The organism is Micromonospora sp. WMMC415 (genome assembly GCF_009707425.1).
Classification (GTDB): Bacteria; Actinomycetota; Actinomycetes; order Mycobacteriales; family Micromonosporaceae; genus Micromonospora.
On the sequence record NZ_CP046104.1, the window covers coordinates 2,619,336 to 2,644,318 of the forward strand.

Annotated in this window: 22 protein-coding genes; 14 read left to right on the plus strand and 8 right to left on the minus strand. The window is 73.7% G+C overall.

Annotated features, from left to right (window positions below; genetic code table 11):
- Window positions 1-8 precede the first annotated feature (8 nt).
- Window positions 9-299, plus strand: a complete 291-nt coding sequence (locus GKC29_RS12730) for a DUF1905 domain-containing protein (protein WP_155334109.1) — start codon at window positions 9-11, stop codon at window positions 297-299.
- A gap of 185 nt (window positions 300-484) precedes the next feature.
- Here the strand turns inward: GKC29_RS12730 and GKC29_RS12735 are convergent, their stop codons facing one another.
- The 3 genes from GKC29_RS12735 to GKC29_RS12745 form a co-directional block, all read right to left on the minus strand.
- Window positions 485-1,183 (minus strand): class I SAM-dependent methyltransferase, encoded by a 699-nt coding sequence (locus tag GKC29_RS12735; protein ID WP_155331030.1) that lies wholly within the window; start codon window positions 1,181-1,183, stop codon window positions 485-487.
- Window positions 1,184-1,747: 564 nt separating this feature from the next.
- Complete coding sequence (locus GKC29_RS12740) at window positions 1,748-3,538, minus strand: bifunctional (p)ppGpp synthetase/guanosine-3',5'-bis(diphosphate) 3'-pyrophosphohydrolase (protein WP_155334110.1); 1,791 nt, start codon at window positions 3,536-3,538, stop codon at window positions 1,748-1,750.
- 128 nt (window positions 3,539-3,666) lie between these two features.
- Window positions 3,667-5,424: a DEDD exonuclease domain-containing protein gene (locus tag GKC29_RS12745; RefSeq protein ID WP_155331031.1), complete on the minus strand. Its 1,758-nt coding sequence runs from the start codon at window positions 5,422-5,424 to the stop codon at window positions 3,667-3,669.
- 161 nt (window positions 5,425-5,585) lie between these two features.
- Between GKC29_RS12745 and GKC29_RS12750 the strand changes: the two genes are divergently transcribed.
- The 8 genes from GKC29_RS12750 (at window position 5,586) to GKC29_RS12785 (ending at window position 13,470) form a co-directional block, all read left to right on the plus strand.
- Window positions 5,586-7,034 carry an NYN domain-containing protein gene (locus tag GKC29_RS12750; RefSeq protein ID WP_155331032.1) on the plus strand — a complete coding sequence of 483 codons (1,449 nt, stop codon included), beginning with the start codon at window positions 5,586-5,588 and terminating at the stop codon, window positions 7,032-7,034.
- Between the two features lie 214 nt (window positions 7,035-7,248).
- On the plus strand, window positions 7,249-7,464 hold the full coding sequence (locus GKC29_RS12755) for a hypothetical protein (RefSeq protein ID WP_155331033.1): 216 nt from the start codon (window positions 7,249-7,251) through the stop codon (window positions 7,462-7,464).
- Between the two features lie 208 nt (window positions 7,465-7,672).
- Complete coding sequence (locus GKC29_RS12760; protein ID WP_155331034.1) at window positions 7,673-8,191, plus strand: ribbon-helix-helix protein, CopG family; 519 nt, start codon at window positions 7,673-7,675, stop codon at window positions 8,189-8,191.
- Between the two features lie 66 nt (window positions 8,192-8,257).
- Window positions 8,258-9,106 (plus strand): DUF4097 family beta strand repeat-containing protein, encoded by an 849-nt coding sequence (locus tag GKC29_RS12765; RefSeq protein ID WP_155331035.1) that lies wholly within the window; start codon window positions 8,258-8,260, stop codon window positions 9,104-9,106.
- Between the two features lie 25 nt (window positions 9,107-9,131).
- Window positions 9,132-10,085: an ATP-binding cassette domain-containing protein gene (locus tag GKC29_RS12770; protein ID WP_155331036.1), complete on the plus strand. Its 954-nt coding sequence runs from the start codon at window positions 9,132-9,134 to the stop codon at window positions 10,083-10,085.
- Window positions 10,082-10,873: an ABC transporter permease gene (locus tag GKC29_RS12775; RefSeq protein ID WP_155331037.1), complete on the plus strand. Its 792-nt coding sequence runs from the start codon at window positions 10,082-10,084 to the stop codon at window positions 10,871-10,873. Before GKC29_RS12770 ends, GKC29_RS12775 begins: the two co-directional genes overlap by 4 nt.
- Window positions 10,874-11,084: 211 nt before the next feature.
- On the plus strand, window positions 11,085-12,344 hold the full coding sequence (locus GKC29_RS12780) for a M48 family metallopeptidase (RefSeq protein ID WP_155331038.1): 1,260 nt from the start codon (window positions 11,085-11,087) through the stop codon (window positions 12,342-12,344).
- A gap of 1 nt (window position 12,345) precedes the next feature.
- On the plus strand, window positions 12,346-13,470 hold the full coding sequence (locus tag GKC29_RS12785) for a glycosyltransferase family 4 protein (protein ID WP_155331039.1): 1,125 nt from the start codon (window positions 12,346-12,348) through the stop codon (window positions 13,468-13,470).
- A 31-nt stretch (window positions 13,471-13,501) separates the two neighbouring features.
- Here the strand turns inward: GKC29_RS12785 and GKC29_RS12790 are convergent, their stop codons facing one another.
- The 5 genes from GKC29_RS12790 to GKC29_RS12810 form a co-directional block, all read right to left on the minus strand.
- Complete coding sequence (locus tag GKC29_RS12790; RefSeq protein WP_230689067.1) at window positions 13,502-15,157, minus strand: bifunctional diguanylate cyclase/phosphodiesterase; 1,656 nt, start codon at window positions 15,155-15,157, stop codon at window positions 13,502-13,504.
- Between the two features lie 145 nt (window positions 15,158-15,302).
- Window positions 15,303-16,118, minus strand: coding sequence for an SAM-dependent methyltransferase (locus tag GKC29_RS12795; RefSeq protein WP_155331041.1), 816 nt, complete (start codon window positions 16,116-16,118; stop codon window positions 15,303-15,305).
- Between the two features lie 155 nt (window positions 16,119-16,273).
- A complete protein-coding gene (locus GKC29_RS12800; protein WP_088972416.1) occupies window positions 16,274-16,942 on the minus strand; it encodes a response regulator transcription factor in 669 nt (222 codons plus the stop codon).
- A gap of 7 nt (window positions 16,943-16,949) precedes the next feature.
- Window positions 16,950-18,641 carry a GAF domain-containing sensor histidine kinase gene (locus tag GKC29_RS12805; protein ID WP_155331042.1) on the minus strand — a complete coding sequence of 564 codons (1,692 nt, stop codon included), beginning with the start codon at window positions 18,639-18,641 and terminating at the stop codon, window positions 16,950-16,952.
- A 14-nt stretch (window positions 18,642-18,655) separates the two neighbouring features.
- On the minus strand, window positions 18,656-20,452 hold the full coding sequence (locus GKC29_RS12810) for a long-chain fatty acid--CoA ligase (protein ID WP_155331043.1): 1,797 nt from the start codon (window positions 20,450-20,452) through the stop codon (window positions 18,656-18,658).
- Window positions 20,453-20,581: 129 nt separating this feature from the next.
- Here GKC29_RS12810 and GKC29_RS12815 point away from each other — a divergent pair, with 129 nt between their 5' ends.
- The 5 genes from GKC29_RS12815 to GKC29_RS12835 all read left to right on the plus strand — a co-directional run bounded on the left by GKC29_RS12815 (window position 20,582) and on the right by GKC29_RS12835 (window position 24,968).
- Window positions 20,582-21,037 carry an SRPBCC family protein gene (locus tag GKC29_RS12815; RefSeq protein WP_155331044.1) on the plus strand — a complete coding sequence of 152 codons (456 nt, stop codon included), beginning with the start codon at window positions 20,582-20,584 and terminating at the stop codon, window positions 21,035-21,037.
- 40 nt (window positions 21,038-21,077) lie between these two features.
- Window positions 21,078-21,716: a hypothetical protein gene (locus GKC29_RS12820; RefSeq protein WP_155331045.1), complete on the plus strand. Its 639-nt coding sequence runs from the start codon at window positions 21,078-21,080 to the stop codon at window positions 21,714-21,716.
- A 69-nt stretch (window positions 21,717-21,785) separates the two neighbouring features.
- Window positions 21,786-22,733, plus strand: coding sequence for an ROK family glucokinase (locus GKC29_RS12825; protein WP_155331046.1), 948 nt, complete (start codon window positions 21,786-21,788; stop codon window positions 22,731-22,733).
- Window positions 22,734-22,756: 23 nt separating this feature from the next.
- Window positions 22,757-23,467: an endonuclease/exonuclease/phosphatase family protein gene (locus GKC29_RS12830; RefSeq protein WP_155331047.1), complete on the plus strand. Its 711-nt coding sequence runs from the start codon at window positions 22,757-22,759 to the stop codon at window positions 23,465-23,467.
- Window positions 23,468-23,561: 94 nt separating this feature from the next.
- The gene (locus GKC29_RS12835) at window positions 23,562-24,968 is read left to right on the plus strand and encodes an NAD(P)/FAD-dependent oxidoreductase (protein ID WP_155331048.1); all 1,407 of its coding nucleotides are present in this window, start codon (window positions 23,562-23,564) and stop codon (window positions 24,966-24,968) included.
- Window positions 24,969-24,983 lie beyond the last annotated feature (15 nt).

The window sequence follows — 24,983 nt, forward strand, 5'->3', positions numbered from 1 at the left end:
TTGCCGTGATGGAGTGCGAGTTCGAGGGCGTGGTGTGGGATTGGCGAGGGCCGTCCCCGTACCACTTCGTGACGGTCCCGCGCGAGTGGGCCGACGTAGTGCGCCAGTTGGCGTCGGGGGTCACCTATGGCTGGGGCATGGTGCCCGTCGAGGTTCGGCTCGGGCGGAGCCGATGGCGGACCGCGTTGTTCCCCAAGGACGGCGGTTACGTGCTCCCGCTGCGGGACTCGGTGCGCAACAAAGAGGAGATCGAACTCAACGACGTCGTGCACGTCCGCCTGGTCGTCCGTGCGGGATAACACTCCCGCCGATCGTCCCGCCACGGAGTCAGCTGCCCGCCGCTCAGCGGAACCCGCAACTGCCGCCGATCGGGCGTCACGTTCGGTAAGTGACCGCAGCGCCGAGACCGTCCGGTCGTGCCGATGACAGGGTGGCTAGTGCGCATGCTGATTGAGCGGCGTGCGGCGGCAGCTTGGACTCCGACTCAGCGCGCTTCGAGGACGAAGAAGATGAAGGAGAGAAACGCCGTGCGGTCCACGAGGTTTGGAGGCAGGAGCTCGCGCGGAGTATCGGGAGACATGGGGGGCTCGCTGATGACCGAGATTCGGAAGCCCGCGTCGGTGAACGCATCCGTCATCGCGTGCAGCGGCCGGTGCCAGTAGGTTAGCTCTGTGCGGTGCCCGTCGAACGTGCACTCCTCCGACCAGCGCGCGAGGGCGAAGTAGTCGCCGTCCGGGTTCACTACCTCGTAGGCGATCGGGTGTTTCACCGACAGGAGGAGGCGGCCGCCTGGCCTCAAGACCCGGCGCAGCTCAGCCAGGGGCGCAGTCCAGTCCTTCAGGTAGTGCAGGACCAGGGACGCTACGACGTCGTCGAACGCAGCGTCGGCGAAGGGCAGCGGCTCGCTGAGGTCGGCCACCAGCAGCGTGGCATCCTCACCCAGCCGCCGTTCGGCCAGCTTGACCATCGCGGGGCTGGAGTCGAAACCAGTAACGATGGCCCCTCGCTCGCGAAGAGCTGCGGACAAGGGACCTGAACCGCAGCCGGCATCGAGGATCCGTCGACCGTTCACGTCCCCGGCGAGTTTGATCATCGCGGGCCGCTCGTAGTAGCCGTTCATCAGGTTGGATTCGTTAGCCGCGGAGTAGCGCTCGGCGAAACTGTCGTAGTGGTCGGCCTTCACCAGGCTGTCTCCTAAGCATGCTCCAAGGTCGAGCGCACGATCCTGCCATGGAAGCCGACGTACCTCTACCCCGGCCGCAGGCGGCGCAGTCGGACGCGCTCATGCCGGGAACCCGCGTCAAGGAGCACGGGGGTGACTGCGGGGGACGTGCGGATGACAGTGCACCCGCCGGCGCGCGGCTGCGGAGGCGGGCGCGATCAGCACAGCGGTGACCGGTACAGCGCTTCGACGTACCTGATCTCGTCGTGGACTCGCAGCCGCCCGACCTGCTCAGCCAGCCGTATCCCACCTTCGGCCGTGAGCGCCGCCGCGAGTTCGGCGGTAAAGACCGGCCCCCTGGCAGAGAGGCCCGGTGGTTCTTCACCTGCGCGATGCCGTGGGCCACACTCTTTTGCCGCTGATCGCGCGTCCTGACCGGCGTCGAGGATCGCATGCCTCAGCAATAGGCGGCACGCCAGTTACGCACCGTGACAGCCGAGCCCGGGGAGAGCCGGCCAACTGTCACCCTTCAAGTGAAGTCGATGTGTAACGGATCAAGTGCAGCCCGGCACGGGGCGCGACGGGTCACTGCCGGTGGTCGACCAGGTCGATGAGCTGCTGGACCACCGCGTCCGGCTCGATGACCCGGTCGAAGACCGCGACGAGCAGGGTCTCCAGGTCGGGGTAGCCCAGTTCCTCGGCGAGCCGCAGCAGCGGCAGGTCGCTGGCGAGGCCGCGATTGTGCCTGCGCAGGGCCAGGCCGATGGTGGCCCGGCCGAGCCGGACCTTGTCGGTGATCGAGATTCCGGGCTCGGTGTGGTCGGCGAACCACCGGTTGATCTGCATCTGCGCGTGCGGCGACTTGACGAAGCCGAGCCACTCCTTGCGGGGGCCGCGCGGGGCGGCGTCGGCGTCGAAGCCGTTGGCCGCGTCCGTCTCGGTGAAGATCTCCACCACGTCGCCGTCCTCCAGACAGGACGAGAGCGGGGCGAGCCGGCCGTTGATCCGGGTGGCCAGGCAGTGGTCGCCGCGTTCGGTGCCCAACTCGTACGCCAGGTCGACCGGGGTGGCGCCGGCCGGCAGCACGACCTGGCGCCCGTCGGCGAAGACCTGGATCTGCGATTCGGCGAGGTCGCAGCGGAGCGACTCCAGGAACTGGGCCGGGTCGGCCGTCTCCTGTTCCCAGTCCAGCACCCGGCGCAGCCAGTCCAGCTGCTCGGCCTGGACGGCGGCACCCGCGCTGGCGCGGGGGAAGCGGTAGGTCGCGGCGATGCCGTACTCGGCCGAGCGGTGCATCTCGGCCGTGCGGATCAGCACCTCCACGGTGTGGTCCCGGGGGCCGCAGACGCTGGTGTGCAGGGACCGGTACAGGTTGTTCTTCGGTGAGGCGATGTAGTCCTTGAAGCGGCCGGGCACCGGGCGCCAGACGCCGTGGATGGCGCCGAGCGCCGCGTAGCAGTCGGTGGCCGGACCGTCCACGATGACCGCGATGCGGGGCAGGTCGTACGGCGCGGTGTGGCCGCCCGCGACCGTGTCCTTCCAGATCGAGTACAGGTGTCGCGGTCGCGGGGTCACCTCGGCGTCGACCCGGCTGCGGCGCAGCGCCGTCCTGGCCCGGGCGACGACGGCCTCGAGGTACGCGGCCCAGCCCGGCCGGTCGTGCACGTGGCGGGCGATCCGGGCGTGCTCCTCCGGCTCCAGGTGCAGCAGCACCACGTCGTCCAGCTCGCGCTTGAGGGTCTGGATGCCCAGCCGGTCGCAGAGCGGGATCAGCACCTCCTGCGTCTTGCGGGCGATCCGCTCCCGGGACGCGGCCGACCGGACCCCGAGGGTGCGCATGTTGTGCAGGCGGTCGGCCAGCTTGATGATGAGCACGCGGACGTCCTTGCCGGCCGCGATGATCATCTTGCGGATCGTCTCCGCCTCGGCGGCCTTGCCGTAGAACGCCTTGTCGAACTTCGTCACCCCGTCGACCAGGTGGGCGACCTCCGGGCCGAAGTCGTCGGCGAGCGCCTGCAGGGTGTAGCGCGTGTCCTCGACCGTGTCGTGCAGCAGCGCCGCCACCAGGGTCGTGGTGTCCATGCCCAGGTCGGCGCAGATCTGGGCGACCGCGAGGGGATGGGTGATGTACGGCTCACCGCTCTTACGGAACTGCCCCCGGTGCATGGTCTCCGCGATGGTGTACGCCCGGCGCAGCACCGACGGGTCCGTCCCGGAGTGGATGCTCCGGTGGGTGCGGACCAGGTGGCCGACCGGGTCGGTGTCGGCGGTGGGCCAGGTCAGCAGCGAACGCAGACGGCGGGTCAGCGGCAGGTCGCCCGGCTGGGTCGGAAGCGCGCCCCCCAGGGCGGCGCCGTGTCCGGCGTCGACGTCCACGAGGGACACCTCCTCACCCCGGCCCCACGGCCGCCGGACCCGGCAACCGGGAGCAGGCCCACGAAACGGGCAGGACTGCACTTCCTTAACAGCGTAAGCGAGTCGACGTCATCCGATCGGTCACTTGGTCATGAGCTTTCGGTCGAGAGTTGGTGGGACGCCGCGCCCTCCGCCTTGGCCAGCAGGTCCCGGAAGCGGCCCGCACCGGCCACCGGGGACGACCAGCCGGAGGAGACCTCGACCAGGCGGGTCTCCGGACGCTCCAACCAGGACAGGATGCGTTCGGTCTCCTCGGCGGAGGCGCGGGGGACCGGCCCGTGGCCGGGCAGGACGGTCTCCGCGGTGGCCCGGATCGCGGCGATCGTCGGTCGCGGATGGACACCGGGCGGTGACACACCGGCGCCGGCGAGCCGCCCGTGGCGGACCAGCGCCAGCTCCCAGCCCCCGCGCGCGGCCGGCCGGGCGGCGGCCAACTCGGCGATCCCGGTGAGCGCGGCGAGCCGCTGCATGCGCACGGCGGCGCGCAGTACCGCAGCCAGCCGGGACCGCACCACGGCGGCCTCCTCGTACCGCTGGGACCGGGAGAGCACCTCGATCCGGGCGAGCAGGGCGTCCACCACCACCTGCGGGTCGCTGGCGGTGGCGGTGCGGAACGGCGTGGCCGCGCGGGCCGCGTACTCCTCGGGGCTGATCCGGTGCTCGCAGGGCGCCGCGCACCGGCCCAGCTCGGCCAGCGCGCACGCCGGCGTCACGGTCCGCAGCGAGAGCCGGTGCGTGCACTGCCGCAGCGGCACGGCGTCGTGGAAGCCCGCCGCGGCCAGCTCCGCCGCCCGGCGGGAGGTGAACGGCCCCAGGTAGGCCTCGTCGCCGGGAGCGAGGTCGCGGACCACCGACAACCGGGGGTACGCCTCGTCGGTGAGCTTCAGCCAGACCACCCGCTCGGGGAACTTCGACCGCCGGTTGTACGGCGGGGCGTGCGCCCCGATCAGGCGCAGCTCCCGCACCTCCGCCTCCAGCGAGTGGGCGCACTCCACCGCCTCCACCCGCTCGGCGGCGGCGAGCATCTCCGAGATGCGGGCCCGCTTCTCGGCCGCCGTGAAGTAGCTGCGGACCCGGGTGGCGATGTCGACCGAGGTGCCGACGTAGAGCGGGCGGTCGTCGGCGGCCCGGAAGATGTAGACGCCGGGGGCCTTGGGCAGCCCCTCGGCGAGGTGCCGCTTGCGGCGCTGGGTCGGCGTGACCGCGCGCGCGAACTCGATCGCGTCGCCGATCGTGTGCACCCGGTGGCCGCCCAGCCGGCCGATCAGCCCGTGCAGCACGTCGACGGTGGCCTTCGCGTCGTCGAGCGCACGGTGGGTCGGCTGGGTGGCCGTGCGGAAGAACGCCGCCAGGGTGCCGAGCTTGCGGTTGGGCACCTCGTCCCGGGTCAACACCCGCCGGGCCAGCGCGGCCGTGTCCAGCACGCGGGGGTTGGGCCACCGGTAGCCGTGCGCGGCGCAGGCCGCCTTGAGGAAGCCGACATCGTACGGGGCGTTGTGGGCCACCAGGACCGCGTCGGTGGAGAGGAACTCCAGGAAGCTCGGCAGGACCTGCTCGATCGGCGGGGCCGGCAGCAGCATCGCCTGCGTGATGCCGGTGAGCACGGTGATGAAGGGCGGGATCGGCACGCCGGGATTGACGAGGGTGGCGAGCACGCCCAGCTCCTCACCGCCGCGGACCTTCACCGCGCCGACCTCGGTGATCCCACCGCCGTCCGGCGCGCCGCCGGTGGTCTCCAGGTCGACCACCACGAACGTGGTCGCGTGGAGCGGCAGCTCCGGGTCGACGCCGCCGACGGTCGGGTCGAGACCGGCGAGCGACTCCTGGACGTACTCCTGTTGTGCCATCGGCGGGCAGGCTAGCGGCCCGGTCCGACACTCCCGCCCCACCGGCCCCGGCGGCCACCGTCGCCCCGGGAACGTTGTCGCGACCCTCCGGAGATCCGCCGCAACGAGAGATCGGTTCACTCGATGGGCGCTGGGCCCGGTCTCGGTGGGAGACTTGGCCCATGCCCCTCGCCGAGCCGTACGACGACCACCTCCCCGCGGAGGAACCGGTCGCCGCCGCGCCCGACGCGGGCGTCGAGGGTACGGGGGGCACCCTCGACGACCCCGTCGTGGCCGGCGCCACCGCCGACGACGGCGGTCCGGAGCCCGAGCCGGTGCTGCCCGAGCCGGTCCGCCAGCGGATCGTGACCCTCGCCGCCGCCGTCCTGCCCGTCCTGCCGGCCGACGAGGTGCCGGTCCCGCTGCGCAGGGTGGCGAAGTTCGCCCCCAACCGCCGCGCGCGCCTCGGCGCCCCGGCGATCGCGGCCCAGCTCACCAGCGACCCGCTGTTCCGGCAGCGGGTCACCGCCCGGGTGCTCGCCGACGCCGGGGACCTCGGCGCGGCCGTGGTCGACGGCACCGCGCCGGCCGCCGCCGACCCGGTGGAGGTGGCGGCGCTGGCGTACCTGGCGCGTCCGCGCGGCTGGCGGGAGCTGGTCGAGGCCAGCGGCGCGGCGGTCCGCGCCGAGGCGGACAGCGCGGTCGTGGCCGAGCTGGTCCGGGAAGCCGAGCAGCGGGCGACCCGCGCCGAGCACGACCGGGCGGTGGCCCGGGTGGAGGCGGAGAAGCTCCGCGACGAGCTGGCCCGCGTCCGGGAGGAGCTGGGGCAGCTCCGCGAGGAGGCGCGGCAGCTCGGGCGGTCGCTGCGCGAGACGCAGGCCCGGGAACGGAAGGCGTCCGAGCTGCTCGCCACCGAGCGCGGCCGGGCGGCCCGGGCGGCGGCCGACGCCGACGCCGAGCTGCGGCGGGCCCGGGCACGACTGGCCGAGGCGGAAGCCGCGGCGGGGGTCGCGCGGGCCAGCGCCAAGGAGGCCCGGTCGGTCGACGACGCCCGGCTGTGGCTGCTGCTGGAGACCATCGGCCAGGCCGCCGTCGGGCTGCGGCGGGAGCTGGCGCTGGACCCGGTGGACAAGCTGCCCGGCGACTTCGTCGCCGACGCCTTCGCCGACCAGTCCAGCACCACCGCGGCCGGCACGGCGGCCCGTGCCCGGGACACCGACGACCCGGCCCGGCTGGACCAGCTGCTCGCCCTGCCCCGGGCGCACCTCGTGGTCGACGGCTACAACGTCACCAAGCGCGGTTTCGGCGAGATGTCGCTGGAGCAGCAGCGCAAGCGGCTCATCACCGGTCTGGGCGGGATCGCCGCGCAGACCGGTGACGAGGTGACGGTCGTCTTCGACGGTGCCGAGCGGATGCACGGCCTGCCGCCGACCCCGCGCGGCGTCCGCGTGCTGTTCTCCCGCAAGGGGGAGACCGCCGACGAGCTGATCCGACGCCTGGTCCGGGCCGAGCCGCCGGGCCGGCCCGTGGTGGTGGTCTCCTCGGACCGCGAGGTGGCCGACGGCGTCCGCCGGCACGGCGCGTACCCGCTCGGGGCCGACGCGCTGGTGCGCCGGCTCGCCCGCTCCTGACCGGCCGGATCGTCCGCCGACCGCCGTCGCGCCGGCACCGGCCGACAAGGCGTGGAACGCACCGAACCGGCCCGGGGCCGTTTCCTTCCAGGATCTCCCTGATGGCCGCCGCTTGTCCGGATTCTGTCGTACCCCGCGGTTAGCGTCGATGTGACCGACGGTGGTCGGGCGGCGACGATGCCGCATGATCGCCGCCAGCTCATCAGGAGGCGTGATGCTCATCGAGTGTGACCGGTGCGGGATCCGGGGTGACGGCTGCTCCGGCTGCCTGGTGACCGCCCTGTTCGACGAGGCGTCCCCGACCGCGGGGCTCGGCTCCGCCGAGGCCCGGGCGATCGAGGTGTTCGCCCGGGCCGGGTTCGAGGTGGAGGTGCTGCCGGAGCCGCGGCGCGAGGTGCGCGCCACCGGCCGCCGCCGGCGGGTGGCCTGACGGGTCCGTTCCGGCGAGCCGGCGACGCCGTGGCGGCAGAAGACGGCCGACCGGCCTTCCGCACGTTCTGACCAGGACGACCGGCTTCGGCCCGCCGTTGTGGTGGCAGCAGATCGTCCCCCCGTGGCGCCAGCTCCAAGTCGCCGTGGCATCTCACCTGAGCCAAAGGTGCCTTGCGATGGTGCCGCCATGGTGCCATGATGGCACCATGAACCTCACGCCCTATGTCGAACTGCTCCGCCGGGAACTCGCGGTGGCCGCCGCGGCCGGCGGGGACGAGGCACGGGAGCTCGCCGAGCGCCTCACCGCGCCCCTCGAGTCGGCGATCCGGCTCACCCTGCTGGAGGCGCTCTCCGCGGCCACCGCCGAGATCACCCGCGACCTGGCCCCCGGCTCGGTCCACCTGCGCCTCACCGGGCGGGACCCGGACTTCGTCGTGACGCCGGCGGCCACGGAGCAGCCCGCGGCCATGGACCAGGCACCGGCCGCCCCCGCGGCGACGGTCGACGAGACCGCGACGTCCGCCGGCGACAGGGGCGCCACCGCACGCGTCAACCTCCGGCTCCCCGACGACCTCAAGGCCCGGGTCGAGGACGCCGCCGCCCGCGAGCGGCTCTCGGTCAACTCCTGGCTCGTCCGGGCTGCCGCCGCCGCGCTGGGCACCGGCCCCAGCGCCAGCACCGCCGCCGCCAGCTCCGGTCAGCGATTCACCGGCTGGGCGCGGTGACCCGGCCCGCGAAACCGCGACCAGCCGCCAACCATCCCGTCGCCACTCACGCATTGGGGATCAGCAATGCCGACCTTTGACACGCCCGACCCGATCTCCGCCACGATCAGCCTCAGCTTCGTCGCCGGCAACGTACGGATCATCGCCAGCGACCGCGGCGACACCACAGTCGACGTACGACCCATGGACGCGTCCAGCAAGGCGGACCTCAAGGTCGTCGAACAGACCCGCGTCGAGTACGCCGACGGCACGCTCACGGTCAGGGTTCCGAAGCAGCTCAGCGCCCTGTTCGGCCGGACCGGCGGGGTCGACGTCACGATCGAGCTGCCGTCGGGCTCCCAGGTGCAGGGCGACACCGGGATGGGCGAGTTCCACTGCGAGGGGCGGTTCGGCGAGTGCCGGCTCAAGTCCGGATACGGACCGATCCGACTCGACCAGGCCGGCCCGGTGCACCTGAACAGCGGCTTCGGGGACGTCATCGTGAGTGGTGTCGACGGTGGCGCCGAGGTCACCACCGGCAGCGGCGCGGTACGCATCGGCCGGATCGACGGGCCGGCGAGGGTGAAGAACTCCAACGGCGACAGCTGGATCGGGGAGGTCACCGGCGACCTGCGGGTCAACGCGGCGAACGGGAACATCAGCGTCGACCGGGCACACGCCGGCGTCACCGCGAAGACCGCCAGCGGCGGCGTACGGATCGGCGAGGTCACCCGCGGCGCGGTGGCGGTCGAGACCGCCGCCGGCTCCCTGGACGTGGGCATCAGCGCGGGCACCGCCGCCTGGCTAGAGCTCAAGACCTCCGCCGGGCGCGTCCGCAACGAACTCTCCACCACCCCGGCGCCCGACAGCACCGACCAGACCGTCGAGGTGCGGGCCCGCACCTCCGCCGGCGACATCATCATCCGCCGCGCCTGACCCACGGACACCCGGAGGAGATCCCATGTCCACACCCCGAGCGGCCATCAGCGCCACCGGGCTGCGCAAGGCCTACGGTGAGAAGCTCGTACTCGACGGCATCGACCTGACGGTTCCCGCCGGAACGATCTTCGCGCTGCTCGGCCCCAACGGCGCCGGCAAGACGACGACCGTCCAGATTCTCTCCACCCTGATCCGCGCCGACGCCGGCGACATCCGGATCGACGGGCGGGACCTGGCGCGCGACCCCGACGCCGTACGCGACGCGATCGGCGTCACCGGGCAGTTCTCCGCGGTCGACAACCTGCTGACCGGCGAGGAGAACCTGCGGCTGATGGCGGACCTGCGTCACCTGGACCGGACCACCGGGCGGCGGCGCACCGCCGAACTGCTCGACCAGTTCGACCTGGTCGAGGCCGCCCGCCAACCGGTGGTCACCTACTCCGGCGGCATGCGCCGCCGCCTCGACCTCGCCATGACCCTGGTCGGAAGCCCACGGGTCATCTTCCTCGACGAGCCGACGACCGGCCTCGACCCGCGCAGCCGTCGCACCATGTGGCAGATCATCCGTGACCTGGTGCGCGCTGGGGTGACCATCTTCCTCACCACCCAGTACCTGGAGGAGGCGGACCAACTCGCCGACCGGATCGCGTTGCTCGACCACGGGCGGCTGATCGCCGAAGGCAGCCCCGACGAACTCAAGCGCCGCATCCCCGGCGGCCACGTCCAACTGCGGTTCACCGACCCCGCCGACCTCGGCCGGGCCGCCCGCACGTTCGCCGACGGGGCGCGCGACGACGACGCGCTCACGCTGCGGATCCCCCACGACGGCAGCGTCCGGTCCCTGCGGGCACTGCTGGGCCGGCTCGACGACGCCGCGGTCGAGGTCGAGGAACTGTCGGTGCACACACCGGACCTCGACGACGTCTTCCTCACCCTCACCAGGCAACCCCAGCAGGAAAGGGCATCCGTGCGATGAGCACCGCCACCTACGCCGTACGCGACTCGGCGACCATGCTGCGGCGCAACCTGCGACGCATGCAGCGCTACCCGTCGATGACGCTGATGCTCCTCGGCATACCGGTCGTATTCCTGCTGCTGTTCGTCTACGTGTTCGGCGGCACCATGGGTGCCGGGCTGGGCGGCGCTTCGGGCGGCCGGGCCGACTACGCCAACTACATCACGCCGGGCGTGCTTCTGATCACCGTTGCCGGCGTCGTCCAGGGCACGGCGATCTCCGTCGCGATGGACATGACCGAGGGCATCATCGCCCGCTTCCGCACGATGGCGATCTTCCGCCCCTCCGTGCTGACCGGTCACGTCGTCGGCAGCATGATCCAGACCATGCTGGCGCTGCTGGTCGTCACCGGGGTGGCCCTGCTCGTGGGCTTCCGGCCCACCGCCACCCCGATCGAATGGCTCGCCGCCATCGGCATCCTCGCCGCGATCACCTTCGCGGTCATCTGGTTCTCGGTCGCCTGCGGCCTGGTCAGCAAGAGCGTCGAGACGGCCAGCAACCTCCCCATGCCGCTGATCCTCCTGCCGTTCCTCGGCAGCGGGTTCGTCCCCACCGACACCATGCCGGCGGCGGTGCGCTGGTTCGCCGAGTACCAGCCCTTCACCCCGGTCATGGAAACGCTCCGCGGCCTGCTCCTGGGCACCGGCATCGGCAACAGCGCCTGGCTGGCCGTCGCCTGGAGCGTCGTCGTCACCGTCGCCTGCTACCTGTGGGCCCGGAAGCTGTACAACCGCGACCCCTCCCGCTGATCCACCCGACCGGCCGACGGGTGTCACGTGGGTCCACGCGGCACCGTCGCGGTCCTTCCACACCACGGATCAGGTCGTGGACCGCCGCCGCGGCGGACGGCGAGGGCACTACGATGGGCGCTCACAGCGGGAGGAGCGGTATGACGCGGACACGGCGCGACGACGGCAGGCCCGTCGTGATGGCCGGCGCGCCGGGCCGGGAGACGGTCCGGTGAGCCACCGCGGGTGGGCCGTGCTGACGCTGGTCGGGCTCGTGCTCGCGCTGGCCGTCGCCGCCGCCGTCCTCATCCCGTGGCAGCGCCCGCCGGCCCCCCGCGCCGACCAGCTCGCCGCCCTGCGCGACCTGCCGGCCGAGCAGGTGGCCCGGGGCCGCGAGTTCCGCGCGGCGCTGCGGCCCGGTGGCTGGGCCGCGCTCGGGATCGGGCTGCTGGTGGCGCTCGCGCTCGGGCTCACGCCGCTGGGCAGCCGCCTGGTCGAGCTGGCCGGGCGCCCCTTCGGCGGGCACTGGGCCGCGCAGGCGGTGCTCGGCGGGCTCGCCGTGGTGCTCGTCGCCGACCTGGTCACGCTGCCGTTCGCCGCCTGGCGGCACGCCGTCCTGACCCGCTACGGGCTCGCCACCAACGGCTGGGGCGGCTGGGCCGTCGACCTGCTCAAGTCGTACGCCGTCAGCGCCGTCATCGGCGCGGTGGCCCTGCTCGGCTTCTACAGCGTGATCCGGCTGGCGCCGCGCTGGTGGTGGGCGCTCGGTGCGGCCGGAGCGGCCGGCCTGGTGGTGCTGCTGTCGTTCGTGCTGCCGGTGCTCGTGGAGCCGGTGTTCAACCGGTTCACCCCGATGGAGCCCGGCCCGCTGCGTACCCAGCTGATGGACCTGGCCGCCCGCGACGGCGTACCGGTCCGCGACGTGCTGGTGGCCGACGCGTCCCGCCGCACCCGAGCGGTCAACGCGTACGTCTCCGGGCTCGGCCCGACCCGGCGCATCGTCGTGTACGACACGCTGCTGCGCGAGGCCGGCCCGGCCGAGGTGACCGCCGTGGTGGCGCACGAACTGGGCCACGCGAAGGACCGGGACGTGGCGGTCGGCACGCTCACCGGCGCGCTGGGCGCGGCGGCGGCGGTCGTGGCGCTCTACCTGCTCGGCTCCTCCGGTCCGCTGCTGCGCCTGGCCGGCGTCGACTCGGTCGCCCAGCCGCGCGCGTTCCCGCTGCTGGTGGCCCTGGTGACGGTGGCCGGGCTGCTGTCCGCGCCGGCGCAGGCGCTGATGTCCCGGCGGGTCGAGGCACGCGCCGACGCCCACGCGCTCGCGCTCACCGGCGACCCGGCGGCCTTCGAGGCGATGCAGCGGCGGCTCGCCGGCATCAACCTCGCCGACCCCGATCCGCCTCGTCTGGAGTACCTGTACTCCGCCTCCCACCCGTCCACCGTGGAGCGGATCGCCGCCGCCCGCGCCTACGCCCGAGAGGCCGGTCGATAGCGTGGGCCGCACCCTGCTCGTCACGAACGACTTCCCGCCCCGGCCCGGCGGCATCCAGTCCTTCGTGCACAATCTCGCCGTCCGGCAGCCTCCGGGATCGGTGGTGGTCTACGCCTCCAGCTGGCGGGGCGCCGAGAAGTTCGACGCCGACCAGCCCTTCGAGGTGGTCCGCGAACGCACCCGCGTGCTCCTGCCCACCCCGCTGGTGGCCCGGCGGGCGGCGCGGCTCGCGCGGGCGTACGAGTGCGACACGGTGTGGTTCGGCGCGGCGGCCCCGCTCGGACTGCTCGCCGCGGGCCTGCGCCGGCGGGCCGGGATCCGCCGTGCGGTGGCGCTGACCCACGGGCACGAGGTGGGCTGGGCGGCGCTGCCCGGCGCCCGGGCCGCGCTGCGCCGCATCGCCCGCGGCGTGGATGTGACCACCTACCTGGGGGAGTACACGCGGGTCCGGCTGGAGCGGGCGCTGCACGGGCTGACCGAGCTGCGCCGCCTCGCCCCCGGCGTCGACGTGGACGCGTACCACCCGTCGGTCGACGGCGAGCCGGTGCGCGTCCGGCTCGGGCTGGCCGACCGTCCGGTCGTGGTCTGCGTGTCCCGGCTGGTGCCGCGCAAGGGCCAGGACATGCTGATCCGGGCGATGCCGGCGATCCGCCGCCGGGTTCCGGACGCGGCGCTGCTGGTCGTCGGCGGCGGCCCGTACCGGGCCGCGCTGGAGAAGCTGGCCCGGCAGAGCGGGGTCGAGCGCGACGTCGTCTTCACCGGCACGGTTCCGGCGGCCGAGCTGCCCGCGCACTACGCGGCCGGCGACGTGTACGCGATGCCCTGCCGCACCCGCAACCGGGGGCTGGACGTGGAAGGGCTCGGGATCGTCTACCTGGAGGCATCGGCGACCGGCCTGCCCGTGGTCGCCGGTGACTCCGGCGGCGCGCCGGACGCCGTCCGCGACGGCGAGACCGGTTTCGTGGTCCGCGGACGCGACGTGGCCCAGCTCGCCGACCGGGTGGCGACGCTGCTCGCCGACCGCGACCTGGCCCGCCAGTTCGGCGCCGCCGGCCGTGCCTGGGTCGAACGGGAGTGGCGCTGGGAGACCCAGGCGCAGCGGATGGCGGCCCTCCTCGCCGGCTGAGCCGGGCCCAGCGGTCGGGGCGCGGCGGCGGTCAGGAGAGGCGGGCCAGGATGCGGTCGGCCGGTTCGGGGCGGCCGAAGTGCCAGCCCTGCCCCGCGTCGCAGCCGATGGCGCGCAGCCGTTCCGCCTGGCCGGCCGTCTCCACACCCTCGGCGGTGACCGTCAGGTCCAGCGCGTGCGCCAACGACACCAGTGAGGCGAGGATCCGCTCGTCGGCCCGGGCGTCCGGGGTCCGCAGCCCGGCGACGAACTCCCCGGCCACCTTCAGCTCGGTGACCGGCAGGTCCCGCAGGTACGCCAGGTTGCAGTAGCCGGTGCCGAAGTCGTCGATGGCGATCCGCACGCCGAGGTCGGCGAGCACCCGCAGCGCCCGAACCGGCTCCTCGGCGGTGCTCATCATGGTGCTCTCGGTGATCTCCAGCTGGAGCCGCTCCGGCGGCAGCCCGGTGTGCCGCAGCAGCGCGCGGACCTCCTGCACGAGGCCTGGGCGGTGCACCTGGCGTACGGCCAGGTTGACGCTCACGAAGGGCGCCGGCCCGCCGCCCGCCGACCAGGTACCCGCTGCCCGGCACGCCTCGGCGAGCACCCAGCCGCCGAGCGGCACGATCAGCCCGGTCTCCTCGGCCAGGTCGATGAAGCTGTCCGGACGCAGCACCCCCAGCTCCGGGTGGCGCCACCGCACGAGGGCCTCAACGCCGATGAGGCGGCCGTCGCGCAGGGAGGCCAGCGGCTGGTAGTCGAGGAAGAACTCGCCCCGCTCCAGCGCGGCCGGGATCGCCGCCGACAGGGCCTGCCGGGCCAGTTGGCGGTGGTGGCGCTCGGCGTCGTACAACTCCCAGCAGTCCCCGCCGGCCGACTTGGCCCAGTGCATCGTGCAGTCGGCGGCACGCATGAGCTCGCCCGGGGAGGTGCCGGCGACCTGCCGCTCGACCAGGCCCACGCTCGCCGTCACGGCCACCTCGTGCCCCGCCACCAGGGCCGGTTCGTGCACGGCGGCGAGGGCGGCCTCGGCGACCGCGATGACGTCCCGGGTGCCCGCGGTGTTCTCGATCAGGACGACGAACGCGTCGCCGCCGAGGCGCGCGACGAGATGGCCGTCGAGGTCCCGCCGGAACCGGTCGGCCACGATGGTGAGCAGGGTGTCGCCGACCTGGTGCCCGTACGAGTCGTTGACCCGCTTGAACCGGTCCAGGTCGAGGAAGCAGAGCCCGACCCGCTCGGCGGCCCGGCCGGGGGAGTTGACGGCCGCGGCGAGGCGCTCGGTGAACAGCGCCCGGTTCGGCAGGCCGGTGAGCGGGTCGTGGGTGGCCTGGTGCCGGAAGCGGGCCTCACTGGCCCGCAGCGCCCGCTCCGCCTCCGCCCACGCGGTCATCGCGGCGCGCCGGATCGACTCCTGCTCGTCCAGCGTGCGGTCCCGCAGCGCCCGCGCGTATCCGGTGGCCACGGCGGCGAGGAGCCGGGCCATCCGGTCCTCCACGTCGTCGGCGACCAGCCCGAAGTCGCGTACCAGCCGAAGGTGGACGACCTCGACCGTGCGCCCCAGCCCCTCCGCGGACGCGATGTGCGCGGCCACCAGTTCCGCACCCACCCGCTGGCCGGCGCGCAGGTCGAACGGCTCGGCGAGCAGGGCCGCCGCCAGGTCCTGGGCGAGGCGGCACAGCAGCGCCTCGAGCTGGGCCTGGGCCATCGGCAGGTAGCTCGTCCCGCTTACCGCCTTCGCCCACGCGCGGGCGAAGGTCGCCGCGCCGGACGCGGCGACGCCGGTCTCCGCGGGCCACGCGGCCCTGGCGGCCCCGGCCGGGCCGCGGGGCCGGAACGCCGTCCCGGGCGGCTCAGCGGCTGGCACCAAGGCACCCCACCCCGCCGATGAACGCCGACCGCTCGGCGTCCTCGGCGCTCTCGGGCGACTCCGGGCGCCACTGGGGCACCCAGACCACGCCCGGGTCCACCAGCTCGAAGCCGTCGAACAGTGCGGTCAACTCGCTGCGGCTGCGGATCCACAGCGGGTTGTCGGTGCGCCGGTAGACCGCCTCGGCCTCGGCCCGCTCGTCGTCACCCCGCCCGTCGGCGCTGGCCTGCGACAGCACCAGCCAGCTGCCCGGGGCGAGGGCGTCGCGCAGCGTCCGCAGCAGCTCGGCGGGGCGGTCGTCGTCGGAGACGAAGTGCAGGACGGCGACGACGAGCACGGCGATCGGCTGGTCGAAGTCGAGCAGCCGGCGGACGTCGGGGTGGTCGACGATGCGCTGCGGGTGGCGCAGATCCTCCTGCACGATCGTCGCTCCGTCGTTGCCGGCGAGGATCTCGCGGCTGTGCGCCACGGCCACCGGGTCGACGTCCACGTACACGACCCGGGCGTCGGGCGCGGCCCGCTGGGCGATCTCGTGCACGTTGCCGACGGTGGGGATGCCCGAGCCGACGTCGAGGAACTGCCGGACTCCGGCGTCGACCAGGAACTGCACGGCCCGCCGCAGGAAGGCCCGGTTGGCCTGAGCCATCAGTGGCGCCTCGGGCACCGCCGCGACCATCGCCTGCGCCGCCGCCCGGTCGACCGCGAAGTTGTGCGAGCCGCCCAGGTAGTAGTCGTACATGCGGGCCACGCTGGGGCGTTCGATGTCGATCTCGTCGGGTGCCCAGTCCGGCCGTCCCATGCCTCACCTCTTCGCCGCGCCCGGGCCGCGCCGCCCGTGGACCGCCTTCCGCCGGGGGAGACCATAGCGCGCCACCGCACCGGCCGGACACAGCGGTCGATGAAAAAGATTCGCGCCCGCCGGGTGGGCGGACGCGAACACTGTGGACGGCGAGGTCAGAACTTCGGCGCGTCCGGAGCCTCGAGCAGGCCGAGCCGCAGCGCGGTCATCAGCGCCTGGGCGCGGTTGGCGGCACCCAGCTTCTCGTAGAGCTTGGAGATGTGGGTCTTGGCGGTGGACTCGCTGACGAAGAGCTGCTTGGCGATGCCGGCGACGCTCATGCCGTCGGCGAGCAGCCGGAGCACCTGACCCTCGCGGGGGGAGAGCTGCGGACCGGACGGAGCCAGCCGGCGCTTCATCGCCTCGGCCAGGTCGGCGGCGGTGAACGCGCTGGGGGAGGAGGCGGCGTGCCGGGCCGCCGCGACCACCTCGTCGGCCGGGGCCGTCTTCGGTACGAAGGCGCTCGCGCCGGCCTCCAGCGCGCCGAAGAGCTGGTCGTCGCCGGCGTACATGGTGAGCACGACGATGCCCATGGTGGCGCTGGACTTGCGCAGGGCGCGGGTGGCCTCGAGGCCGCTGCCGTCGGGGAGGCGCAGATCCATGATCACCACGTCGGGCTGGAGCGCGCCGGCCTGGCGGACGCCCTCGGCTGCCGTGGCGGCCTCGCCGACGACCTCGAACTGGCGGTCGCGCTCGAAGGCGTGCCGGAGGCCCTTGCGGATCAGATCGTGATCGTCGACAAGGAGGACCTTGGTGCGGGTGGCCGGTGTCGGGCTTGTGGTCATCCTCGCGTTACTCCCCTTCTGCTGCTGCGCTGCCACGCACGGTATCGCGTCGGGGTGACGAACCCACCACCACCGCCACCGTCGTGCCACTTGGTTGCCGCGGCCTGATCTCCAATCGGCCCCGGATACGTTCCGCCCTCTCGGCCATGATCGCAAGACCGTAGTGCCCATCGGTGCGCTGGTCACCCATCCCGTGACCGTCATCCGACACTTCGATCTGGGCGTACGGGGGGTCGACCTCACAGGTGACCCAGAGGTTCGCGGCGCCGGCGTGCTTGCGCGCGTTGGTCACCGCCTCCTGGGCGATGCGCAGCAGTTCCGCCTCGGTGGCGGCGGGCAGCCGGGCCGTCGACTCGTCCAGCGACAGGTGCACCCGCAGCCCGCCGGAGGCGCCGACGGTGCGCGCGTACTCGGCGATCGCGGCCGCCAGCCCGCCGTGCCGGTCCACCTCGCTGCGCAGCTCGAACAGGCTCAGCCGCAGCTCGGTGATCACCCGGGTGACCTCCTGGCGCAGCGTCCGCAGACTCTCGGCGGTCTCCTCGGCGTCGTCGTGCACGGTGGCCAGGGCGTTGTCGATGCCGTAGCCGACCATCACCAGCTCCTGGGCCACGCCGTCGTGGATCTCCCGGGCCAGCCGCTGCCGTTCCTCGTTGGTGGCCAGCGACCGCACCTCGTCGAAGAGCAGCGCCGCCTCCAGCCGCAGCGCCGCCGGGCTGGTCAACGCGGTCACCCGGGACACCACCTCGGGCGGGTACGCGTGCGCGGCGTCCGCCTCCAGCACCACCAGCCCCACCGTACGCACCCCGGCGACCAGCGGGACGATCAGCGCGGAGACCTCCCTGCCGGTGTGGGAGCGGGCCTGCGAGCGGGCCGCGGTCTGCGGCTGCTGGCTGGCCCACGCGTCGGCGATCGCCGAATCCGCGTCGAGCGTCGTCTCCCAGTCCACCCGGTCGACGCCCGACTGGGCCAGCACCACCAGCCGCCCGCCGCCGCTGGCCGACAGCACCGCCGCCCGGTCCGCCCGGGCCACCGACCGTAGCTCCTCCAGCAGGTGCTCCGAGATGCCGCCCGGGTCGAGGGTGGCGCCGGGCAGCTGGCGGGCGACCGTCCGGAGCTGCGTGAGCAGCCGGGTCGCCTCGGCGTACGGCTGCGGCTTGCCGTCGCCGCGCGCCTGCATCACCCGGTGCAGGGTGCTCGCCGCGTAGAGCCCGAGGCCGGCGAGGATCAGCCACTGGGCGCAGACGGCCAGGTAACCGATCTGGGCCAGCTGGCGCCTCCCGTCGACCTCGGTCAGCGCGCCCGCGACCAGCAGGGTCACCGCGGCGACGGCGAGCAGCGCGGCGCCTTCGCGGAACCGCCGGCGCAGGGCCGTGACGGTGACCGGGACGGCCAGGTACGGCAGCACCGCCGAGGCGCCCAGCCCGCCGTTCTGCGCGCCGATCGTCGCGACCGAGGCGACCTGGCTCGCGGCGAGCCCCAGCACCACCACCTCGGCGACCCGGCTGAGCGGCCCCAGCCGGTGGTGCGTCGGCGCGAGCAGCGCGGGCAGGCCCGCCACCGCCAGCAGCGCGATCCACCACAGCTGGGCGACGTCCCGCGTCGCGAACAGGGTCAGGACGGCGACCAGCGCCAGCATGACCACGCGCGCGGCGGCGGCGAGAGGGTGCGGGCGCGGGAGGGCGGATGTCGAGGCGGGCACGTGACGGATCGTAGTCAGCCGCGGTAGATGTCGGCGATCTCCGCGGCGTACGACTTGTGCACGACCTGCCGCTTGACCTTGAGCGACGGGGTCAGCTCGCCGGTCGCCTCGGTGAAGTCCCGGGGCAGGATCCGGAAGACCTTGATCGCCTCGGCCTTGGACACCACCTGGTTGGCGGCGTCGATCGCGATCTGGATCTCGGCCCGAAGCTCCGGGTGCTCGCACAGCACCTCGACCGGGGTGTCCGTCGGCAGGCCGGCCGCCTCCAGCCAGGTCGGCAGCGCCTCCTCGTCGACGGTGACCAGCGCCGCGATGAACGGCTGCCGGTCACCGACGACGACGCACTGGCTGACCAGCCGGTGCGCCCGGACCTGGTCCTCCAGGACCGCCGGGGCGACGTTCTTGCCGCCGGCGGTCACGATGATCTCCTTCTTGCGGCCGGTGATGCTGAGGTAGCCGTCGCTGTCGAGGTGGCCGAGGTCGCCGGTGCGGAACCAGCCGTCGGCCAGCGCCTCGCCGGTGGCGACCTCGTTGCGCCAGTAGCCCTTGAAGATCAGGTCGCCGGCGATGAGGATCTCGCCGTCGTCCTCGATCCGGATGGTCACGCCGGGCAGCGGCCGGCCGACGGTGCCGATCCGGGTCGCGCCGGGCAGGTTGGCGGCGGCCGCGGGGGAGGTCTCGGTCAGGCCGTACCCCTCGCAGATGTTCACCCCGATGCCCCGGAAGAAGTGCCCGAGCCGGGCACCGAGCGGCGCGCCGCCGGAGATGGCGTCGCGGCACCGGCCGCCGAGCGCCGCGCGGAGCTTGCGGTAGACGAGCCGGTCGAAGAGCGCGTGCTGCGCGCGCAGCGCCAGGCCGGGGCCGGCCGGGGTCTCCAGCGCCTCGCTGTACGCGATGGCGACGGCCTCGGCGCGGGCGAAGATCTTCCCCTTGCCGTCGGCCTCGGCCTTCTGCTTGGCGGCGTTGTAGACCTTCTCGAAGACCCGCGGCACCGACAGCACGAACGTCGGGCGGAACGCCTGGAGTTCGGCGACCAGGTTCTTCGTGTCGGCGCAGTGCGCCATCGTGGCGCGCGCCTGCACGACACCGATCTGGATGAGCCGGGCGAAGGCGTGGGCCAGCGGCAGGAACAGCAGGGTCGACGCGTTCTCGCCGAACAGGTTCGGCAGGACCGGCACCGCGTTGGCGATGTCGGCGTACATGTTGCGGTGGGTGAGCATGCAGCCCTTGGGGCGGCCCGTGGTGCCACTGGTGTAGATGATGGTGGCGAGGTCGCCGGACCGTACCGCCGAACGGCGCCGCTCGATCTCCACCGGGTCGACCGCGGCGCCCGCCGCGACCAGCTCGTCGACCGCGCCGAGGTCGATCTGCCACACGTTCGCCAGTTCGGGGAGCCGGTCGCGTACGCCGGCGACCAACGTGGCGTGTGCGTTGGTCTCCACCAGCGCGGCGACGGCGCCGGAGTCGGACAGGATCCAGGCGGCCTGCTCCGCGCTGGACGTCTCGTAGATCGGCACGGTCACCGCGCCGGCCGCCCAGATGGCGTAGTCGAACAGGGTCCACTCGTAGCGCGTGCGGCTCATCAGGGCGACCCGGGCGCCGGGCTGCACGCCGGCCGCCACCAGGCCCCGGGCGACCGCGACGACCTCGTCGCGGAACTGCCGGCAGGTCACCTCGACCGGGGTGCCGTCGGGGCCCGGTCGGACGAACTGCACCGCGTCCGGGGCGACCTCGGCATTGTCCCAGACCGGATCGGTGAGGTTGGCCGAGTCGCCGACGGTGACGATCGGCGGGACGGAGAACTCGCGCACCTGCACTCTCCTCGTGCTCACACTGGCCGGGCGGGGCCGCCACCTCGGGTCGGCTCTGTCGAAACCTACCCGCCCGAGCGGGTGGGTGGCGCAGGCAGGTTCCTCCCGCCGCCGGGTAGCCTCCCCCCCATGGCGGACTCCTCCACCCAGTCGATCATCATCGGCGCGCCACCGGAACGGGTGGCGGCGGTCATCTGCGACTTCCCGCGCTACCCGGAGTGGACCGAGGCGGTACGGGACGTGGAGGTCGTCGAGGAGTACGAGGACGGCTACGCGAGCCAGGTCCGGTTCACCATCGACGCGGGCGTGATGGCCGACGAGTACGTGCTCGCCTACGAGTACGCGGAGGACCTCACCCGTATCGAGTGGCACCTGGTGGCGCCCTCGAAGATGCAGAAGGCCCAGCGCGGTTCGTACGACCTGGTGGGCAACCCCGACGGCACGACGACGGTGACCTACACGCTGGAGGTCGAGTTGTCGGTCGGGATGCTGGGCATGTTCCGCCGCAAGGCCGAAAAAATGATCATGGACACCGCGTTGAAGCAGCTCAAACGCCGGGTAGAAGCACCCGGTGCGGCGCAGTGACGCGGCCGGCGGCCCGGCCGCCCCGGTAGAGGAGCCGAGCGTGGGGACAACGGATCCGGGCTCGGCCCGGGAAGAGGCGGAACGACTGGTCGCCACGCTGCTGGCCACCGCGCGGCTGGCCGCGGCGGGATCGGGGTCGGCGGCGTGGGGTCCGCTCGGTGGGATCGTGTCGAGTGTCCTCGGTCACAGCGGCGGCCCGGGCGGGTCGGCGGGTTCCACCGGGGGTGGTTTCGCCACCGGAACCGCGGAGTGCTGCATCTGCCCGGTCTGCCGGGCTGTCGCCGCGTTGCGGGACCCGAGTCCGGAATTCGCCGAGCGGCTCGCCACCGGAGCCGGCGACCTGGCCGCCGGGGTGGCCAGCCTGCTCCGCGCGTTCGCCCCGGCCGAGCCGGCCCACGAGCGGGCCGACGAGCCCGCCCCGGCCCCGCCGACCGCCGGCACGGAGGATCACGTGTGGCGCGAGGCCACCCGGAGCGGGCATGATTCTCCGTCGGCGCCCGAGGGGGACGTCTGGTCCGCTGCCACCCGCACGGAGGAGACCCCCGACCCGGCCGCCGCACCGCCCGTCGACGTCGCCGGGCCGGCCGCGCCGGTGACCGTACGGGCGGCGGCCGACCGTCCCGTGGTGCCCGCCTCCCGGGTGCCCGGTGACGCGGGCGAGGACGCCCGGGGGGCCTGACCACCACCTCCCGACCCCACCGAGCGATGCCGTGGGGCCGGGGCAGCACAGCAGAGGGGAGTGGCAGCGGTGACGCTGACCATCGGAGTCGACGTCGGTGGCACGAAGGTGGCCGGCGGTGTCGTGGACGACGCCGGCAGGGTCCTGGTGCAGGCCCGACGGGACACTCCCGCCGATGACGTCGGCAAGACCCGCGACGTCATCATCGAGGTGGTCGGCGAGTTGGCGCACGGGCGGACGGTCGAGGCGGTCGGCATCGGCGCGGCGGGCTGGATCAACGCCGGTCGCTCCACCGTTCTCTTCGCCCCCAACCTGGCCTGGCGCGACGAGCCGCTGCGCGACTACGTCAGCGCGGCGGTGAACCTGCCGGTGATCGTCGAGAACGACGGCAACGTCGCCGCGTGGGCCGAGTTCCGGCACGGCGCGGCCCGCCACGCCGACGACTCGATGGTCATGTTCACCATCGGCACCGGCGTGGGCGGCGGCATCGTCCTCGGCGGCGAGCTGGTCCGCGGCGCCAACGGCATCGCCGCCGAACTCGGGCACATGCTCACCGTGCCCGACGGGCACCAGTGCGGCTGCGGCCGGCTGGGCTGCATCGAGCAGTACGCCAGCGGCAGCGCCCTGGTCCGCTTCGCCCGCGCCGCGGCCCGGCAGGAGCCGCACCGCGCCGCCGCCCTGCTGGACCTGGCCGGCGGGGAGGCCGAGGCGATCACCGGCCCGATGGTGACGGCTGCCGCCAAGGGCGGCGACCCGGTCTCCGCCGAGGCGTTCGCCCAGGTCGGCCGCTGGCTGGGCACCAGCCTCGCGGACATGGCGCAGATCCTCGACCCCCAGGTGCTGGTCGTCGGCGGTGGCGTCATCGACGCCGGTGACCTGCTGATGGGCCCGACCCGCCGCTCCTTCACCGAGGCGTTGGCGCAGCGCAGCCGGCTGCCGGTGGCCGAGATCCGGCCGGCCCAGCTCGGCAACACCGCGGGCGTCATCGGCGCCGCCGACCTCGCCCGCCGGATCTAGGGCCGGTGTCGACGCAGGCCCCGGTGACCGCACCGGGTGACGGCGTGCCGCTGCGCGTCGTGTCGTACAACATCCACAGCCAGCGGGACGACACCGCCGCGCTCGCGGCGGTGGTCCGCGCCGCCGCGCCGGACGTGGTCATCGTGCAGGAGGGACCGCGCCGGTTCCGCTGGCGGCAGAAGTCCGCGGCGCTCGCCGCGTCGTTCGGGCTGGTGGTCGCGGCGGGCGGGCTGCCCGCGCTGGGCAACCTGCTGCTGACCAGCCTCCGGGTGCGGGTGACCGCGGACCGGTGCCAGCGGTTCCCGCTCACCCCCGGCCGGCACCTGCGGGGCGCCGCGTACGCCGACTGCGTGGTCGAGCGGGGCGCCCGGTTCACGCTCGCCGGTGCGCACCTGTCCACCGACCCGGCGGAGCGGCCGGTCCAGGCCGAGCTGTTCGCCCGGGGGCTGGCCGACGCGCCCTGGCCGGTGATCGCGGGCGCGGACCTCAACGAGGGGCCGGACGGGCCGGCCTGGGCGACGGTGGCGGCCGGCCGCACCGACGCCGCGGTGGCGACGGACCGGGCCGACCGGCTCACCTACTCGTGCGCCAACCCGAGCCGGCGGATCGACGCGCTCTTCGTCGACCCACGGATCACCGTCGTCGACTACGACGTGGTGGACACGCCGGAGACCCGCCGCGCCAGTGACCACTTCCCGGTCCTGGTCGACCTGCTGCTGCCCCCGACCGCCTGACCGCGGCGCCGGGGCCGGGGCTGGACATCGGCCATCCGATGTGGGCAGGATGCTGCGCGACCCGGCACCCGTGCCGCACAAAGGAGAACCCTCGGTGTCCACCTCCACCGACGACGGCCGGCCCGACCCGGAGTCGAGCACCCTCGACGTGACCCGCGACGGCCGCCCGGTCTCGGACCGGGGCGACACGGTCTGCGTGATCGGTGCCGGCGCGAGCGGGCTGACCGCCATCAAGAACCTCACCGAGCACGGGTTCGGCGTCGACTGCTACGAGCGGGAGACGGGGGTCGGCGGCGCGTGGAACTGGCGGCACGACCGCAGCCCGGTGTACGCGAGCACCCACCTCATCTCGTCGCGCCCGTTCACCCAGTTCCCCGACTTCCCGATGCCGGACGACTGGCCGGACTACCCGCACCACAGCCAGTTGCTGTCCTACTTCGAGCGGTACGCCGACCACTTCGACCTGCGCCGGCACATCTGGTTCGGCACCGAGGTGGTGCGGGTCGAGCCGGTGGCCGGGGACCGGTGGGACGTCACCACCCGCAGCACCGGCGGCTACGGCCCGGAGCGCACCTCCCGGTACGCGGCCGTCGTGGTCGCCAACGGCCACAACTGGTCCCCGAAGCTGCCGAGCTACGACGGCCTCGCCGAGTTCCGCGGCGAGATCATGCACTCCTCGTCGTACAAGGACCCGGCGCAGCTGCGCGGCAAGCGGGTGCTGGTGGTCGGCGCGGGCAACACCGGCTGCGACATCGCCGTGGAGGCCGCGCAGCAGGCGTCACACTGCTGGCACTCCACGCGCCGCGGCTACTGGTACGCCCCCAAGTACGTCCTCGGCCGCCCCGCCGACCAGGTCAACGACGAGTTGCTGGCGCTGCGGGTCCCGCGGCGGGTCCGGCAGTGGCTCTACCACCTGACGCTGCGGCTGACCGTCGGTGACCTCACCCGGTTCGGCCTGCCGAAACCCGACCACCGGGTGTACGAGACCCATCCGATCGCCAACAGCCAGCTCGTGTACCACGTCGGCCACGGCCGGATCACCCCGGTCCCGGACGTCACCCGCTTCCACCCGTACGCCGTCGAGCTCGCCGACGGCCGGCGGATCGACCCGGAGCTGGTCGTCTTCGCCACCGGCTACCTGCCGCGGTTCGAGTTCCTCGACCCGAAGATCCTCGGCGACGACGGCGGAACCGGCCGGCCGACGCTGTGGCTCAACGCGTTCGTGCCCGGTCACCCGACGCTCGCGGTGGCCGGCCTGGTGCAGCCCGACTCCGGCATCTTCACCCTGTCGCACTGGCAGGCCGTGCTGTTCGCCCGGCTGCTGCGGCTGCGGGTGACCCGCCCGGACCGCGCGGCGGCCTTCGCCGGGAAGGTCACCGCGAAGGCGGGGGAGCGTTACTCCGGGCCGGTCAAGGACAGCACCCGGCACTGGTTCGAGGTCGGCCACGCCGACTACCTGCGCGCCGTCCAGCGCGCCATGCGGGACCTGGAGGCGCGGTGAGCGCGAGGAGTGCGG